Origin of the sequence: Chryseobacterium sp. NFX27, from assembly GCF_049887855.1 — a bacterium.
Taxonomy (GTDB): domain Bacteria; phylum Bacteroidota; class Bacteroidia; order Flavobacteriales; family Weeksellaceae; genus Chryseobacterium.
Genome location: NZ_JAGEKK010000026.1, coordinates 1 through 15,163, shown reverse-complemented (window position 1 = coordinate 15,163; position 15,163 = coordinate 1). Strand labels below are relative to the sequence as shown.

Genomic DNA, 15,163 nt, shown 5'->3' with positions numbered 1-15,163 from the left:
TTCTTGACTCTAAATATCTAATATAAAGTAAAAATGAAAACGAAGCTTATTGCTCCTTCCCTTTTATCCGCAGACTTCGGGAATCTGCAAAGAGACATTGAAATGCTGAACAATTCCCAGGCAGACTGGTTCCACATCGATGTGATGGACGGAAGATTTGTTCCCAACATTTCATTTGGCTTTCCTGTAATGAAAACCGTACAGCAACATGCCAAAAAATTTGTGGATGTCCATTTGATGATCTTAGAGCCTGAAAAATATGTGGATGAATTCATCAATCATGGCGCAGATCTTATTTCTGTACATTATGAAGCATGTACACACCTTCACAGAACTATTCACTACATTCAGAGCAAAGGAGCAAAGGCAGGTGTTGTTCTTAATCCTTCCACTCCGGTACTGATGCTTGAAGATATCATTACCGATGTAGATCTTGTTCTTTTAATGAGTGTAAACCCAGGATTTGGAGGTCAGAAATTTATTGAGAATACATACAAAAAGATTGCAGAAACTAAAGACCTTATCCTAAGCAACAATTCCACTGCACTTATCGAAATTGACGGCGGAGTTAATCTTGACAATGCTTCAAAGCTTTTCGAAGCTGGGGCAGACGTCCTTGTGGCAGGAAATGCAGTTTTCTCTGCAGAAAGCCCGGAAAGAACGATCGAATTGCTGAAGATCTAATCCTCTTCAGATTATCTTATACAAAGGCAGCTTTTTAGGCTGCCTTTTTTCTTTACTAAAATATCAGTACATACTTTTTTGTAACCAACTAAAAAAGACAGCCCTTGGGAGACTGCCTTTCTTCTTACGGAATTTGAACTTATGTGGTTATTAGTTTTTTGTCGTAAGACTTTAAATGCTTAAGATTCCTGTGCTATTGCTGATGTAAATTTGCAAATAAAATCATATATGGAACATCCGTATAAATACTGAATTTCATCATTAAGTATTTCTACGTACTCAGGCAAATTATCCGTTTAACGGCCTGTTCCAAATACATGCGCAAATAACCAGAACAATACTTATGACTGAAAATACAGTTCTGACGTTATTTAACAGGTTCCATCTGTTTTCAAAACTTTCCCGCATCTGTTTAACTGCTTCTGCTGTTGAATTACTGATATCAAACTTATCAAGCATATCATTCAAAGGAACATTTCCGGCAACCGTCACTCCAAAAACACCTATGAGATAAGCGGCCGATGCCAGCAATAGAAAAAGAAACCCCGGCTGCTCTCCCCTGAACAGAAAAGTAGTTACCGGAAGCAGTACAGCAGCTCCCATAAAACTCATAAAAAATACAGGATTAAGAATTTCGCGGTTGATACTCTGCATAGACTTTAAATATTCCGTATCGGAAAGTTTTCCCAATCCCAGAACTACAGAGCATGAATAGGCGTAGAAAAGCCCGGCGACCAGAGCAGTAAGCACGGCCGTAATTAGTAAAAATACCGTTGTCATTTTCATATATTTTAATTTGTGATGCATCGTAAAAACCTAATAAGGATTCCACTTTCTGATAATCTGCTGTGCAGTTGTGATCATTTCTTCGTTCCAGCTTTCTGGTTTGAAATAATAAAAATCGTGATTTTTAACAGATTGAACATGAGTTTCATCAAACAGCATTTTGGTCAGCTTTGTCTGTTCCTCATACAGCAGCAGATCTTCAACAGGTTCTGTACATTCTCTGTTCTTTTTACGCCAAACGCTTGGATTTCCTGTGTGAGGATATGAAGCCTGAATAATTTCTTTTACCCGGATAAAATCATTAAAAAAAACTTCTTTTTTTGAATCTGTATTCAAAGTATGCCCGAGTCTTTCAATAATGGTATATTCAAGATGACAGCATTGCGATAAAACTTCAGGAAGTATATTTAATATTTCTTCAGGAATGCCGTCATCATGCGTATCTCTTCTTACCGGTTTTTTCCCGTAAGCGCTCTCCTGCCAGCTTCCGCCTGAAAGATGAATTTCTTTCACCTTTTCCAACGGATACAGACTTATGATTTCCCGCATACTGATCTCAAAATTACATGACTGGCAATAGATGTTGTGAAGATCAAGGATAAGGAAACCATCGATATCTTCTATGAGCTTATCCAGAAATTCTCCCTGCTCTTTCACATCATTTACAGAAAACGAAAAGGCCAAATTTTCTAGTCCAACAGGAATTTCTACAGCATCCTGAAGTCTTTTGAGCCTGTCTTTTCCTATCTGAAGTGTTTTAGGATGAAGCGGAACGGGCAAAGGAACACCCTGATGAAAATTTTCGGTATTCATAAATCCGAAATGTTCGGTCATATGATTGTAGTTTCTGTGCCTGCATTCCTGCTTTAATTTCTCAATCCAGTCTTCCTGCCTCTCGGTCCATCTGGCATCAAAAAGAGAATAGTAAACACCGTGGCCAAGAAGCCTGTTATTTTCCGAATAAAAATCCAGAAGTCCGGAAAGCCATTCCGGCTCCTGTGCATCATAGAATGTATCAAAAGACCATTCCAATACATCTACAGAATTATTTTGCAGAACAGGAAGTATGGCGGAAACAAAATCTGCTTCCGGCATCATAGATAATCCTAAGAGTGGTTTTTTCATATCTTATCCCAACCCACAGGCCGGACAGTAGCCACTGCCTCTAAAAATAGTATCTTTCTTCGGAACAAGCCTTGTTTCGGCAGTCTTTATCGGCTTTGGAGTTTCTGACTTTTTAATTTTACTTACCGGTTTCTTTACTTTCTTAACAGGCTTTGTAGTCTGTCCTGATACACTTACGGCCAACAAGCTGGCCATTACTAATGCTGGAATTTTCATAACATTTCTTTTCATGGAGTTTACAATAAGTATTCCATTTATGATAATGTTAAAAATACAACAATTTATTAAAGAACCTTTCCGGATTTATGTTCAAATTTCCTATTTATTTAATAATTCTAATGTAATGATATTATCTGAAAAATTAAATCTTCTTTATTTATGGACATTTCAAAAGGTCTTTGAAATAATTTACCCCGACTGTTTCAGGACATTTTGGCACAAAAAAAACCAGAGAAAACTCTCTGGTTTATATTTTTTTTGAGGTAGTTTCTTAGAAAATCTCTCTTCCTGAAAAATGGAACTGAGCCTCGATAAGAGCGTTCTCGTCAGAATCTGAACCGTGAACTGCATTTTCACCGATGCTTCTTGCAAACATTTTTCTGATTGTTCCTTCTGCTGCATCAGCAGGATTTGTAGAACCGATCAATGTTCTGAAGTCTTCTACTGCATTGTCTTTTTCTAAAACAGCAGCTACGATAGGACCTGAACTCATGAATTCTACCAACTCACCATAAAATGGTCTTTCAGCATGTACTTCATAGAACTTTTTAGCATCTGCAACCGTAAGTTGAGTTAACTTTAATGCTTTGATCTTAAAACCTCCTTCAGCGATCTTACCTAATATAGCACCGATATGTCCGTCTGCTACTGCATCAGGCTTAATCATAGTGAATGTAATGTTAGACATAAATGTATATTTTTTTAATGCCGCAAAATTACAAAAAATATCTTTGATTTTTATTTTAATTTTTTTTTAACATAAAAATAACTTTTATTAAGAAATAGAGAAAAAGTTTTGGCACAGTAATTGTTAATTCTATTACGATTCTCATGTTTAATTTGAGTTTTCATGGTTATTAGTTTTTACCCAGCTTCGGCTGGGTTTTTTATTTGCAAAAAAATCAATTTTATATTGCGAATATAATAATTCAGAAAACATATTAAAATGATATTAACACCTTATTGCTTTTATTTCAATCAATGAAATAAAATTAATTTTTTAATATTTTTTATGACTGCTTTTTTGAATAGAATTTAAATTCTTCAAACTAGCCATATTTGGCGAAAAAAATTAAGAAAAAAGTAGAGTTATTGTAAAAAGGAATTATTTTTTGACATCAAAAACAAAGTTCTCTTAAAAAATAAATCTTTATAAGTTAGAAATTGTAGCTTACCTATTAAGAACAAAATTTCACTTCCATTCTCTGATTTGGTTAATAAGGGAGAATCATAATCGTGTAAGGGATAATGTTATCCTAACACCAGAGATAAATTTGGAAAAATTTTATTTCTGGGCAGCTTCTTCAGCCTCTTCCATTAGCTTTACATAGTTGGCATAACGGGAATACTGGATTTCTCCGGTTTCCAGAGCAGCAAGAACGGCACATTTCGGTTCGTTAATATGAAGACAGTTGTGGAATTTACATTCTTCCCTTTTCTTGAAGATCTCAGGGAAATAATGCTGTACTTCTTCTTTTTCAATGTCAATCATAGCAAACTCACGCACACCGGGAGTATCAATAACATTACCGCCAAAATCCCAAAAGTGCATCTGCGCAAAGGTGGTGGTATGCTTTCCTTTGAGATGAGAATCTGAAATTTCAGAAGTTTTTAAATTTAAACCGGGCTGCAATGCATTAACCAGCGTAGATTTCCCGCATCCTGAATGCCCGAAAAACACGGAAGTCTGGTCTTTAAGAAGTTCCTGAAGCTGGTCAAAATTGAGTTTGGAATAGGATGAAATTTCCAAAGTATCATAGCCAATTTCCTGATAAAGGAATTCGATGTCTTTTACAAGCTCTATTTCCTCTTCGTTCAGAACGTCGATTTTATTGAACAGGATTAATGGAGTAATATTATACGCTTCACAGCATGCCAAAAAACGGTCAAGGAACCCAAGTGAAGTTTCCGGATGCTTCAGTGTAAAAATAAAACACGCCAGATCTATATTGGAAGCAATGATATGGGCTTCTTTTGAAAGGTTAACAGATTTTCTGATCAGATAATTGGTGCGTGGTTCTATTTTGGTGATCCAGGCAATATCATCCTGCTCTAACTGAAATTCCACAAAATCTCCTACAGCAAGCGGATTGGTAAGTCTGGTTTTGATCAGTTTAAATTTGCCGCGGATTCTGGCTTCGAAAATTTTGTCTGTTTCGAATTCCATAACCTGGTACCAACTGCCTGTAGATTTAATGATTTTTCCTTTCATAGATAATATGGATGCAAATATAAGGAATTAGGGATTAGGGTTCAGGATATAGTTGAAAACATATTTAATAATTCTCCAATGATCATTAAATTTCAAGCTCCATTATTTATATAGGTGTAAAAACTTTAAGAAGTCTTTACACCTATATTATTTCCTAATCCCTAATCCCTAATCCCTAATTTCTATTATTCTAAACTATCCTACTATCTGTCAATCATGATACTGTTCTGCACTTCAATAGATTCTTCGTGGATCGCTTTGAAAACTTTCTCAATAAATTCCTGAGACATTCCGGTTTCCCTCGCTTTCTGCGTAGCATATTCTGTGATCACTTTCCATCTTTCAGGCTGGAAGATTGCGATATCATTTTCTTTTTTAAGTTTACCTATCTTTTCGGAGATTTTCATTCTTTGGGAAAGAAGCTCGATTAATTGGAAGTCAAGATCAGAAATCAGTGTTCTGTGTCTCCCCATCTCATTATCAAATCCTGCAATGCCTGAATTTCTTACTTTTAAGTTTCCGATAAGTTCCGCCAGTACTTCAGGAGTAATCTGCTGTGAAGCATCGCTCCACGCTTCATCCGGATTACAGTGGCTTTCAATAATTGCTCCCTGGTATCCTACGTTGAATGCTTCCTGTGTAATATCTGCAAGACCTGTTCTGTTTCCGCAAATGTGGGAAGGATCAATCAGCATTGGAATATTCGGGAACTGGCTTTTAAAATCAAGAGCAATCTGCCAGTTCGGGTTATTCCTGTATTTTGTTTTCTGGTAGGTTGAAAAACCTCTGTGAATCACACCCAGATTTTTAATATCCTGTCCTAAAAGTCTCTCTAAAGCACCGATCCATAAAGCAAGATCCGGGTTTACAGGGTTTTTAACGAATACGGGCTTATCAGTTCCTCTTAAAGCCATTGCAATTTCCTGAACGGTGAAAGGGTTTACCGTAGAACGTGCGCCAATCCAAAGAACATCGACATCCGCTTCTAAAGCTGCAAATACGTGGTGGGCGTTGGCTACTTCTGTAGCGGTCTTGAATCCGTATTCTTCCTTTACTTTTTTCAGCCAGTTCAGGCCGATAACTCCTACTCCTTCAAAACCGTTCGGCTTGGTACGCGGTTTCCAGATTCCTGCACGGAAAATGGGTACCTGAGCATTGGTTTCTCTTATCCTTCTGGCGGTTTCAAGCATCTGAGCTTCACTTTCCGCACTGCATGGTCCCGCGATCATTAATGGCTGTGAAAGCTCGTTGATCCACTCGTTTTTTACATCTTTTAAATTCATATTTTTAAATTTATTGTTTTTATTTTTCTTGAATTAACAGCAATAGTCCTTTGATTATAAAATTTATTTTTATAATTCTTTTCAAAAAATGCCGTTCAAAATTTTTAAAGGAATCAGGAAAATAAAAGGACTTTAATCCTCCTGTATTTTTTGGAAAGAAATTCAGTTAGTAATACCAGTAAAATCGATAATACGTTCTGAAATTTCTATAATAGAAAGCAGAAAAACTAAAATAACCGCTAAAGAAATTAGCGGGTACAAAATGAGACAGATATGGGATGAATAATTTTTCCACTTTGGGTCTGAAACTTCTGTTGTCTAGTTTTTTAAATCTGATTTGTTTTTGTCAAAAACTTATTTTTTACAAAAATCTTTGACAAAGATATAAAAAAACTCAATCTAACAAAAAAAAACTGTGATAAATACAATAATTTATGTCAGATCAAATTTCATTAAATCATCAAGGTCTTTTAAAAGCGGATTTTTTTCGATAAATTTTTCGAAAATTTTTCTTTTGGTAACCACTTCAATTTTGAGACTGTCAAAATCCCGCTGGTAATCTACTTCAATAGCATGGTTGTGAACTTTAGTTTTAAAATGATTGAAAAATTCACCTGCGATCTTGTCGAATTCAACTTTGGCAGAATCTGAAGGATACAGAACTTTGATGGTATTTTCTCTTGCCTTGATCAGTTTGAATGTTTTCACAGCATTAAAGATAAAGCTGTTTCTTTTCTGAAGCTGTTTGAGCATGAGGTTCCATTCCATCTGCAGATCAGTCTCTGTAAAATGGTTCTGGGGAAGATGCTCTGTTTTTACGGCTACGACTTCTTCTTTCTCTACTTTTTCTTCTTTATTGAGGAAAGAATTAATGCTGAAGCCTGAGGAAATTCCCTGTCTTGATAAAGGTTTTGTTGTTTTTACAGTGGTTTCCTGAACGGTTTCAGGTTGCTGAACGGGTTTTACTGTTATAGGTTCTTTTTTCTCGGGAGCTTTCTCCGGGATTTTCACTTCCTGTTTCTCACTGAGAAATGGAGCCAGTATTAAGAACTTTTTTTTTTAGTATCACCTAAATTGGCTGTCAGGGAAGACAGCTGCATCAGTGCAATTTCTACTGTAAGTCTTGGATTTTTGGAGTTTTTATAATTAATATCCGCGTGGTTGCAGATCTCGACGGCGTCTATGAGCTGCTGGGCATTCCACTTCTGGCTTTGCTCAACGAATTTCACCTTGGTCCTTTCCCCCACTTCAATAAGTTCTATTGTTCTGGCATTCTGGGCCATCATGAGGTCTCTGAAATGATTTCCCAATCCTGCAATAAAGATGTGAGGATCGAAACCTTTTTTCACAATTTCATTAAAAGCAAAAAGTGTTTCGGGGATTTTGTTTTCCTTGGCCAGATCCACTATATTGAGGTACTGATCATAATCAAGGATATTGAGCACTTCGGCAGCTTTGGCCAGTGTGATGTTTTTCTGGGAAAATGTGGAAAGCCTGTCAAAGATAGAAAGTGCATCTCTTAAGGCTCCATCAGCTTTTTGGGCAATGAGATACAGAGCATCGTCTTCATACTGGATATTTTCCTTTTGAGCGATGTTTCTCAGGTGTCCCTGAATATCTTCAATGGTAATCCTCTTGAAGTCATAAATCTGGCAACGTGATAAAATAGTAGGGATTATTTTGTGCTTCTCTGTAGTCGCCAAAATAAAAATAGCGTGTGCCGGCGGTTCTTCAAGTGTTTTAAGGAAAGCATTAAAGGCCGCAGAAGACAGCATGTGCACCTCATCGATAATATAAACTTTATATTTACCTACCTGAGGCGCAAAGCGGACCTGGTCTATCAGTTCCCTGATATCATCCACGGAATTGTTGGATGCCGCATCTAATTCATAGATGTTATAAGCAAAGCCGTCTTCTGAAACTGAACCATCCTTTTCGTTGATCTTTCTGGCCAGAATTCTGGCACATGTAGTTTTACCTACACCTCTTGGACCGCAGAACAGTAAGGCCTGAGCCAGCTGATTTTCTCCAATAGCATGTTCTAAGGTATCTGTAATATGAGATTGCCCTACTACAGTGTCAAACTGCTGGGGGCGGTATTTTCTTGCAGATACGATAAAATTTTCCATTGGTCAAAAATAAGAAATATAGTTTTAATCTGAAAATTAAAAGTTTTCAAATTATCAATAAAAAAATTATTTTCGGAAAATTGGAAAACTTTTAATCATTATTCTTTTGCTTTTTTCGTTTCGTAGTAGTGTTCTATAATCTCAACGATCACTTTCTGCACTTCGGCTCTTCCTTCATCAGTTCTCATATCAATACCGCAGAATTCTGTTCCGTTGTATGCAGGAAACAGGTTCAGATAGTAAACCCCTGCTGCTATTAAAGCCAACATAGCTCTTACGTTTGTAGCGTTTTCCCCGAAATAAGGATCCGTAACATTTTCAAACAGATTGGCAGCTACATCTTCTCTCTGCTTTAGTATATTTTTAAGTATAGGTTTGCTTTCGGAAAGTTCCCAAAGAATAATTTTCTGTAATTCTTTATTCTTTTTCAGACTTTCAAACTGCATGAGGATTCCCTGAGTTAAGACTTCTTTCCCTTTTCCAACCTGTACTTCCTCCTCAATATCCGGGCTGAACTTGCTCCAGTAATCCTGGGATTTTATATACTCATCAATAAGTTTATCTGTACTTCCAAAGTACTCATAAATGAGTTTTTTGTCGAAACCGGCTACAGCTGCAATTTTACTTACTTTCAAACCTGAGTAACCTTTTACTCTCAAAATTTTACCAACTGCTGCCAGCAGTTTCTGTTTTGTTTTTTCTTTATCCCTAATAGGGCCTTGGACTACTTTTCTGGGCATAATTTATTATTTTTTTGCAATATGCAATTTTTTATTTATATCATCAAAGACATTCAGTGTTTTGTCTAGATGTTCTTTTTCGTGCCGTGCTGTTACAGTCATCCTGATACGTGCATCTTTTCTGGCTACAGCAGGATACATAATAGGGTTTGTATAGACTCCCTCTTCAAGCAGTATTCTTCCAATATCCCACATTTTATTTTGATCCCCTATTTTTACGGGAATAATCGCTGAGCAGGTAATTCCTGTATCTAACCCCATGTCATTAAGCCCTGTTTTAAAATAATTGATATTATCCCATAACTTATCTTTCCAGAATGGTTCTTCATCAATCAAATCAATTGCTTTTAAAATTCCGAAGGAAGAAGGGGGTGCTGTTACTGAGAAAATATGCTGTCTGGACTGGAACTTAAGAAATGATGTTATTTTTTTATTAGCAATAACATATCCTCCCAGGTTGCCAAAAGTCTTGCTGCATGTTCCTGTTATAAAATCTATCTTATCCAATAAACCGTCGTCTTCAAGAGCTCCTCTTCCGGTTTTTCCCATCACTCCTACTCCATGGGCGTCATCTACCATAAGATAAGCATTATACTTTTTCACAAGATCATATATTTCTTTAGCCCGTGAAGTGTCCCCTTCCTGAGAGTAAACTCCATCCAAGATAACCAGCTTTGTACGGTACGTATTCTCACATACCTTCAAAACATGTTCCAAAGCTTCCAAATTATTGTGAGGAAATGTTTTTTTATTGGTAAAAGCACATCCCTCGTGTACACTGGCATGCACTCCCATGTCCAAAATAGCGATATCTTCCTTCTGCATTAAAATCTGTAAGGTAGCACTATTAGCCGCATATCCGGTGGTAAACAAAATGACCTCTTCTTCATCTCTTCCAAAAAAATCAGCAATCTTTTTTTCTATCGCATTATGATAATCAAAATATCCCCCTATCAAAGGTGATGCTCCTGTACCGGTTCCATATTTTTCAATTCCTTCAATTGCGGCCTCTTTAACTTTAGGATGCTGTGTAAATCCTAAATAATCGCTGGAGACAAAACTTACATAGTTTTTATTTTGGTTTGCAATATCTATATCTAATGTTGCATTGCTTCCTGAAGTATTTTTCAGTCTGTAATTCATATGACCTCTGGATTTCATATGGTCAAGGAATTCATAAAAGTAATTTGCTCTTTGAGCAATATCATAATCTGAAATATTCTCAAAGTCTTTAAAAGTTGCTGTTTCAAAATTGATACTCATCCTTAATGTTGTTAGTGTTAATTGTTAGTGTTTAGTGTATATTTTAGTTGTCTGAAGAACAAATATATGATTATTTAAAGCTTGCAAAATCTATCAATTATGTTAAATATTATACATAATATAAGACATTTTACTTTATGATCTGATAATCAAATCACTTTATTATCTATATATCTGTTGAGTGTTTTCAAGGGGTTAGTTGTTTTTTAATGAACCTAAATTTAACAAAAAAAAGATAACAATAAATCACTATCTTAAAATAAATCACAAAAAAAAGACAAATATTTCACAATTGTCTCATTATTAAAATCTTATTTTTCAGATTTAATTTTAGAATGTTAAAATTCATTAAAATTCAGGAATTATAAAAAGAATTTTAATGCTATTTTTGCCCTGTTCCGGGGAAAAAATATTGAATTTAATCACTGCAATCTGCTCTTCTTTCTGAACGCTCCCGGTGTAATTCCCGTCATCTTTTTAAAGAACTTGGAAAAATTGGACGGATCATAGGTAAACAATCTTGCAATTTCAGCAATAGACTGATCTGAGTCTGCTATTATTCCCTTGGCTTCACTAATGATTTTCTCATCATAAAAATAGCACGGATGCTGTCCTTTTTCTTTTTTTATAGTATCTGTAAGGTGCTGATGGGAAACAGCAAGATGTCCGGCAATTTCATTGAGCTCCATAAATTCCGGGACAATTCCGGTAATTACATCCTGAATATGCTTTTCAAGAAAATCAAAATATTGCCTGGTGATCTCTTCGCTTCTTTTCATTTGTTATCATCATTTATTTATAGTAAAAATTTACGCTATAAAATTAAAGATAAGAATAAAAAAAACATGGTGAACTTTTCAGACGTTTCACGTATAAACAAGTTATCTTTAATAAAAGCTGTCTTTAAATGCCTGTACAGAATTTTTCACTTTCAGTTTTTCAAGGATATTCTGGCGGTGCCTGCTTACTGTATTGATGCTTATGGACAAAAAATCTGCTATTTCTTTGCTGGCATAGCCTTCGCCAACGTATTTTAAAACTTCCAGCTCTCTTTTTGAGAGAATATTCTGATAGTTAAGCTTATCTTTTACAATAATTTCACCCTTAGCTGTATTAATGATCATAAAATCGGAAACCGGAAGCTGCGTCTGGTCCAGTGCAATATGATAAAGACAAAATGCAAATCTCAGCTTTCCGTTATCGGGAGAATAAATATAGAACATCCGGTGTTTTACAAGCCTGTATTCATCATTTTTATCTTTCATCCTGATTTTAGAAAGTACAGAATAGTCCGCCCGAAGTTCCGGATCCATAGCATCCATCATTTCATAAAACCGAAGTTCATGGATATATTTTTTGAGTCTGTCATCCGGATGTATCTTTTTAATGATCTCTTCTTCCCAGATAGAATTGATCTCTGACGGGTTTTCCTTCATACTTAAGCCCAGTTCCCATGCAGCTTTGGGTTTGTACACATAACTTTTATCTGCCTGCATATCGCTCAAAACAGATAGGGCACCTTCCATCTGGGAATATATCAATGCTCTCTGTTTATACTCTTCTATGTCAAGTCTGCATTTTTGTGATGATCTGTCCAAAAGCCGGCTGTTCAGTTTTTCTACGATTTCCATAAATGGTTATTTATCAGTATTGACGAAATATAGGTATAGTTATACTTTTGCTAAAATAATAATTTACACCCAGCTAAAGAGGATGAAGAGATTGATTTTAAGTTTTTGCACTGTTTTTATGGTCCAGAAAACACTTTCACAGACTTTGGAAAAGATGAACTGGTTTAATGAGCCCGAGAAATGGGAAATAAAAAACAAAAGCCTGCTCATGACTGTCACCCCACAAAGTGACTACTGGAGAATTTCCCACTATGGATTTACAGTAGACGATGCTCCCTTTTATTATACAACCTATGGCGGAGAATTTGAAGCAAAGGTAAAAATCAGTGGGAACTATAAGGCGAGATTTGACCAGATGGGACTTATGTTGCGGATTGATAAAGAGAACTACATAAAGGCAGGCATTGAATTCGTAGATGGAAAATACAACTTAAGTACTGTAGTGACGCACGGAACAAGCGATTGGAGCGTTATTACACTGGACACAGTTCCTTCTGCGGTCTGGATAAAAGCCGTAAGAAGACTGGATGCTGTAGAAGTATTTTATTCTTTTGATGATAAAAACTATACAATGATGCGCAATGCCTATTTACAGGATAATACCCCTGTAATGGTTGGGTTAATGGCCGCCTGCCCGGATGGAAACGGCTTTACTGCAGCTTTTGAAAACTTCACGGTAAAACACCTTCCCGACCAACGCAGGCTGAAATGGCTTGAAAACAACAAATAACGGTTGAATTTTATTCAATATACAGTCAATTTTAATTCGCCTCCCTTTTTCGGGAGGTTTTTTGTTTGCTTACAATTCTTCTGGTCAATCATTAGATTTTAAATACTGACAAATAATTTAAAAATTAAGAATACTATTTCACTAACCGAAGATAAAAATCATGAAATCATGCTCAATGTGTCTGGTTATTAGATAAAATTCATATCAAATGCACCTTACCATGATAATTTATGTGTATAAAATCACTAATTTTACAGCCCAAAATCCAACTTGCTCAACGGCAAGACACCAAACACAAAAATATTAATGAAAAAAAATGCACTCAGTATTCCCAACACTTAAAAAACTTCGGCTTGTATAATGACTATTATTAATAAATTTCCGCTCTAATCAAGCGGAAGCGTAGATCATTTATGTATTTATGAAAGCCTGGACATTGTTTTTTGTAATCTTGTTTTCGAACATTTACGGACAGCGTCATATTTCCATTAGGTATTTTACCGGCAACGGATTTCTGCAAAACAATGCAAAATCTATTGTCAAGGATTATCATGATTTTACGTGGACCTTTACTGAAGCTGTTCAGAAAAGAATTACACCTTTTGTAAATGCAGCCGAAAACGGAGCCTTTTACGTTCATGCTTTTAATAATAATCAAAAACTAACTACAATAACCACCGGTACAAAATAGGAACATCTGTTGCAGATATCCCAAAGAATGACCGTTGAAACAACTTTTATTAAAGCCAAATTATATGAATGAAAGAATCTTAATCGCGGACGATCACTATGTAGTAAGAGCAGGAGCTGCCCTAGTCTTAGAATCTGCTTATCCAAAGCTTAAAATAGATTTTGCTGAAAATTATGACCAGGTAAAAGAACAGGTATCCGAACACGTTTATGATCTTCTTCTTCTCGATATTGATATGCCGGGAACGCAGTATAAGAAAATGATCCCCGAGCTTAAAAGTATCCAGAAAAATCTGAAGATTCTTGTTTTTTCCGGACATGGCAAGGATGTGGCCATACAGTATATCCGTGAAGGTGCAGAAGGCTATCTCAGTAAGCAGGGCTGCGAAGAAGAGATCAGGGAAGCGGTAAGATCAGTCATTCAAAAGGGTTATTACTACCCCGGTGAACTTATCGGGCTTATTATTCAGAATAAAAAAAGTAATCCTGCAGAAAAGCTTTCTTCACGGGAATATGAAATTTTTAAACTATTGGCGAAAGGGTCCGGAAATCTTGAAATCGGGAATAAACTGGATATCCAGATGTCTACCGTAAGTACCTACAAAAAAAGAATTTTTAAAAAGCTTAATGTTTCCAATATCGCAGAACTTATCAAAGTGCATGAAATGATGCATTAGGAACCGTATATTTAATACATTCAAGCCTTATACTGCTGTAGATTTCTTATGGTTATTGAGGAGCGTATTTTCATGTCATTTATAAAAAATGGCTTCCTGTGTTATTCTTGTTTTCTGTTGAAACTTCTTAATATTTAGTTTTCCGGAAACAGAATTAAAAGATATTAAAACTCTTTAACAAAACAATAGATACCACACAAGTACCACATTTAGCATCCTGATTTCCTATAAATTCAGCCAATTTCCGCATTATATTAACATATAATTGATTATTTATGTTAATAATTAATAAAACTCCCAATAAAAACAGGATATTTATTATTGCTCTGGGCATAATATTTGCAATTAAATATTTACCAACACACACCTTTCTAAACTCAAAATATTATGAATGCAGCAGATCTTAAAATCAAAAACTTAGTTGAATACAAAAATCAGATTTACACTATCACTGAAATATTTCAGGGAACAGGTCACGATTATTTTGTAAAAATCGAAAATGACATCCAGAGTATTTCAGTTCCGGCAGATTCTCTTAAACCGATTAAGATAACAGAAGAATGGCTTGAAAAATTTGGTTTCCTGAGAACATACAGTTCAAACGAGAGAATCCGTTATGAGAGACCTGAAACATTTATTAAATATGACATTGACCTGAGTTCTAAGAAAATCCTTGAGGGATTGAAAATATACGGGAACTCGATCAAATGCAGATATATCCATGAGTTTCAGAACATCTTCTCCTGTCTTTTCGGAAAGGAACCTGCAACGTCTAATTATGGACTGTTAAAGACAGAGTCTTAGTTTATTATTATGTTGATTATAAGAAAACCGCTGCTCTCTTGCAGCGGTTTTTATTTTATATCGTGTCTAGTCCTGAAATATCGATACACAAAAAAAGAATCGTTATGGAAGAACATTTAGAAACCGCGTACATCAAACGTACACAGAGAGATTACAATTTAAGTTTAAAGCTTCAAATTGTAAGAGAAAT

Annotated in this window: 17 protein-coding genes; 5 read left to right on the top strand and 12 right to left on the bottom strand. The window is 35.6% G+C overall.

Translation table 11 applies throughout. The annotated features are described in order from the left end of the window. The first annotated feature begins 33 nt into the window (after positions 1 to 33). Entirely contained in the window at positions 34 to 684 is a 651-nt protein-coding gene (gene rpe / locus J4Q03_RS20090) for a ribulose-phosphate 3-epimerase (protein WP_426049892.1), read from the top strand. Positions 685 to 972: 288 nt separating this feature from the next. On the opposite strand, the gene J4Q03_RS20085 is transcribed toward rpe, so the two are convergent. From J4Q03_RS20085 to J4Q03_RS20030, 12 genes are all read right to left on the bottom strand, one after another. After that, positions 973 to 1,464, bottom strand: a complete 492-nt coding sequence (locus J4Q03_RS20085) for a DUF1772 domain-containing protein (protein WP_426049891.1) — start codon at positions 1,462 to 1,464, stop codon at positions 973 to 975. A 36-nt stretch (positions 1,465 to 1,500) separates the two neighbouring features. Further along, the gene (locus tag J4Q03_RS20080) at positions 1,501 to 2,595 is read right to left on the bottom strand and encodes a DUF692 family multinuclear iron-containing protein (protein ID WP_426049890.1); all 1,095 of its coding nucleotides are present in this window, start codon (positions 2,593 to 2,595) and stop codon (positions 1,501 to 1,503) included. A gap of 3 nt (positions 2,596 to 2,598) precedes the next feature. Next, entirely contained in the window at positions 2,599 to 2,811 is a 213-nt protein-coding gene (locus tag J4Q03_RS20075; RefSeq protein ID WP_426049889.1) for a hypothetical protein, read from the bottom strand. Between the two features lie 274 nt (positions 2,812 to 3,085). Further along, the gene (locus J4Q03_RS20070; protein WP_034707297.1) at positions 3,086 to 3,502 is read right to left on the bottom strand and encodes a nucleoside-diphosphate kinase; all 417 of its coding nucleotides are present in this window, start codon (positions 3,500 to 3,502) and stop codon (positions 3,086 to 3,088) included. A gap of 597 nt (positions 3,503 to 4,099) precedes the next feature. After that, entirely contained in the window at positions 4,100 to 5,026 is a 927-nt protein-coding gene (gene rsgA / locus J4Q03_RS20065) for a ribosome small subunit-dependent GTPase A (RefSeq protein WP_426049888.1), read from the bottom strand. A gap of 203 nt (positions 5,027 to 5,229) precedes the next feature. Further along, positions 5,230 to 6,309, bottom strand: a complete 1,080-nt coding sequence (locus tag J4Q03_RS20060) for a chorismate mutase (protein WP_426049887.1) — start codon at positions 6,307 to 6,309, stop codon at positions 5,230 to 5,232. Between the two features lie 432 nt (positions 6,310 to 6,741). Next, complete coding sequence (locus tag J4Q03_RS20055) at positions 6,742 to 7,320, bottom strand: hypothetical protein (protein ID WP_426049886.1); 579 nt, start codon at positions 7,318 to 7,320, stop codon at positions 6,742 to 6,744. A 32-nt stretch (positions 7,321 to 7,352) separates the two neighbouring features. Continuing rightward, positions 7,353 to 8,438, bottom strand: a complete 1,086-nt coding sequence (dnaX, locus tag J4Q03_RS20050) for a DNA polymerase III subunit gamma/tau (protein WP_111952930.1) — start codon at positions 8,436 to 8,438, stop codon at positions 7,353 to 7,355. Between the two features lie 98 nt (positions 8,439 to 8,536). Further along, the gene (locus J4Q03_RS20045) at positions 8,537 to 9,178 is read right to left on the bottom strand and encodes a TetR/AcrR family transcriptional regulator (RefSeq protein WP_426049885.1); all 642 of its coding nucleotides are present in this window, start codon (positions 9,176 to 9,178) and stop codon (positions 8,537 to 8,539) included. Between the two features lie 6 nt (positions 9,179 to 9,184). Further along, positions 9,185 to 10,441 (bottom strand): aminotransferase class I/II-fold pyridoxal phosphate-dependent enzyme, encoded by a 1,257-nt coding sequence (locus J4Q03_RS20040; RefSeq protein ID WP_426049884.1) that lies wholly within the window; start codon positions 10,439 to 10,441, stop codon positions 9,185 to 9,187. Positions 10,442 to 10,863: 422 nt separating this feature from the next. Next, positions 10,864 to 11,220 carry a helix-turn-helix domain-containing protein gene (locus J4Q03_RS20035; protein ID WP_426049883.1) on the bottom strand — a complete coding sequence of 119 codons (357 nt, stop codon included), beginning with the start codon at positions 11,218 to 11,220 and terminating at the stop codon, positions 10,864 to 10,866. A 108-nt stretch (positions 11,221 to 11,328) separates the two neighbouring features. Beyond that, complete coding sequence (locus tag J4Q03_RS20030; RefSeq protein ID WP_426049882.1) at positions 11,329 to 12,072, bottom strand: response regulator transcription factor; 744 nt, start codon at positions 12,070 to 12,072, stop codon at positions 11,329 to 11,331. A gap of 82 nt (positions 12,073 to 12,154) precedes the next feature. Between J4Q03_RS20030 and J4Q03_RS20025 the strand changes: the two genes are divergently transcribed. From J4Q03_RS20025 to J4Q03_RS20010, 4 genes are all read left to right on the top strand, one after another. Then, the gene (locus J4Q03_RS20025; RefSeq protein ID WP_426049881.1) at positions 12,155 to 12,802 is read left to right on the top strand and encodes a DUF1349 domain-containing protein; all 648 of its coding nucleotides are present in this window, start codon (positions 12,155 to 12,157) and stop codon (positions 12,800 to 12,802) included. Between the two features lie 421 nt (positions 12,803 to 13,223). Beyond that, positions 13,224 to 13,493, top strand: coding sequence for a hypothetical protein (locus J4Q03_RS20020; protein WP_426049880.1), 270 nt, complete (start codon positions 13,224 to 13,226; stop codon positions 13,491 to 13,493). 64 nt (positions 13,494 to 13,557) lie between these two features. Continuing rightward, positions 13,558 to 14,169, top strand: coding sequence for a response regulator (locus J4Q03_RS20015; protein WP_426049879.1), 612 nt, complete (start codon positions 13,558 to 13,560; stop codon positions 14,167 to 14,169). Between the two features lie 387 nt (positions 14,170 to 14,556). Next, on the top strand, positions 14,557 to 14,973 hold the full coding sequence (locus J4Q03_RS20010; protein ID WP_426049878.1) for a hypothetical protein: 417 nt from the start codon (positions 14,557 to 14,559) through the stop codon (positions 14,971 to 14,973). The last annotated feature ends 190 nt before the right edge of the window (positions 14,974 to 15,163 follow it).

Coding starts and splice junctions, on each gene's coding strand:
- J4Q03_RS20025 (WP_426049881.1), top strand. CDS start 12,155: ATGAAGAGATTGATTTTAAGTTTTTGCACTGTTTTTATGGTCCAGAAA.
- rsgA (WP_426049888.1), bottom strand. CDS start 5,026: ATGAAAGGAAAAATCATTAAATCTACAGGCAGTTGGTACCAGGTTATG.
- J4Q03_RS20080 (WP_426049890.1), bottom strand. CDS start 2,595: ATGAAAAAACCACTCTTAGGATTATCTATGATGCCGGAAGCAGATTTT.
- J4Q03_RS20035 (WP_426049883.1), bottom strand. CDS start 11,220: ATGAAAAGAAGCGAAGAGATCACCAGGCAATATTTTGATTTTCTTGAA.
- J4Q03_RS20060 (WP_426049887.1), bottom strand. CDS start 6,309: ATGAATTTAAAAGATGTAAAAAACGAGTGGATCAACGAGCTTTCACAG.
- J4Q03_RS20075 (WP_426049889.1), bottom strand. CDS start 2,811: ATGAAAATTCCAGCATTAGTAATGGCCAGCTTGTTGGCCGTAAGTGTA.
- J4Q03_RS20085 (WP_426049891.1), bottom strand. CDS start 1,464: ATGACAACGGTATTTTTACTAATTACGGCCGTGCTTACTGCTCTGGTC.
- J4Q03_RS20045 (WP_426049885.1), bottom strand. CDS start 9,178: ATGCCCAGAAAAGTAGTCCAAGGCCCTATTAGGGATAAAGAAAAAACA.
- dnaX (WP_111952930.1), bottom strand. CDS start 8,438: ATGGAAAATTTTATCGTATCTGCAAGAAAATACCGCCCCCAGCAGTTT.
- J4Q03_RS20015 (WP_426049879.1), top strand. CDS start 13,558: ATGAATGAAAGAATCTTAATCGCGGACGATCACTATGTAGTAAGAGCA.
- J4Q03_RS20020 (WP_426049880.1), top strand. CDS start 13,224: ATGAAAGCCTGGACATTGTTTTTTGTAATCTTGTTTTCGAACATTTAC.
- J4Q03_RS20040 (WP_426049884.1), bottom strand. CDS start 10,441: ATGAGTATCAATTTTGAAACAGCAACTTTTAAAGACTTTGAGAATATT.
- rpe (WP_426049892.1), top strand. CDS start 34: ATGAAAACGAAGCTTATTGCTCCTTCCCTTTTATCCGCAGACTTCGGG.
- J4Q03_RS20010 (WP_426049878.1), top strand. CDS start 14,557: ATGAATGCAGCAGATCTTAAAATCAAAAACTTAGTTGAATACAAAAAT.
- J4Q03_RS20030 (WP_426049882.1), bottom strand. CDS start 12,072: ATGGAAATCGTAGAAAAACTGAACAGCCGGCTTTTGGACAGATCATCA.
- J4Q03_RS20070 (WP_034707297.1), bottom strand. CDS start 3,502: ATGTCTAACATTACATTCACTATGATTAAGCCTGATGCAGTAGCAGAC.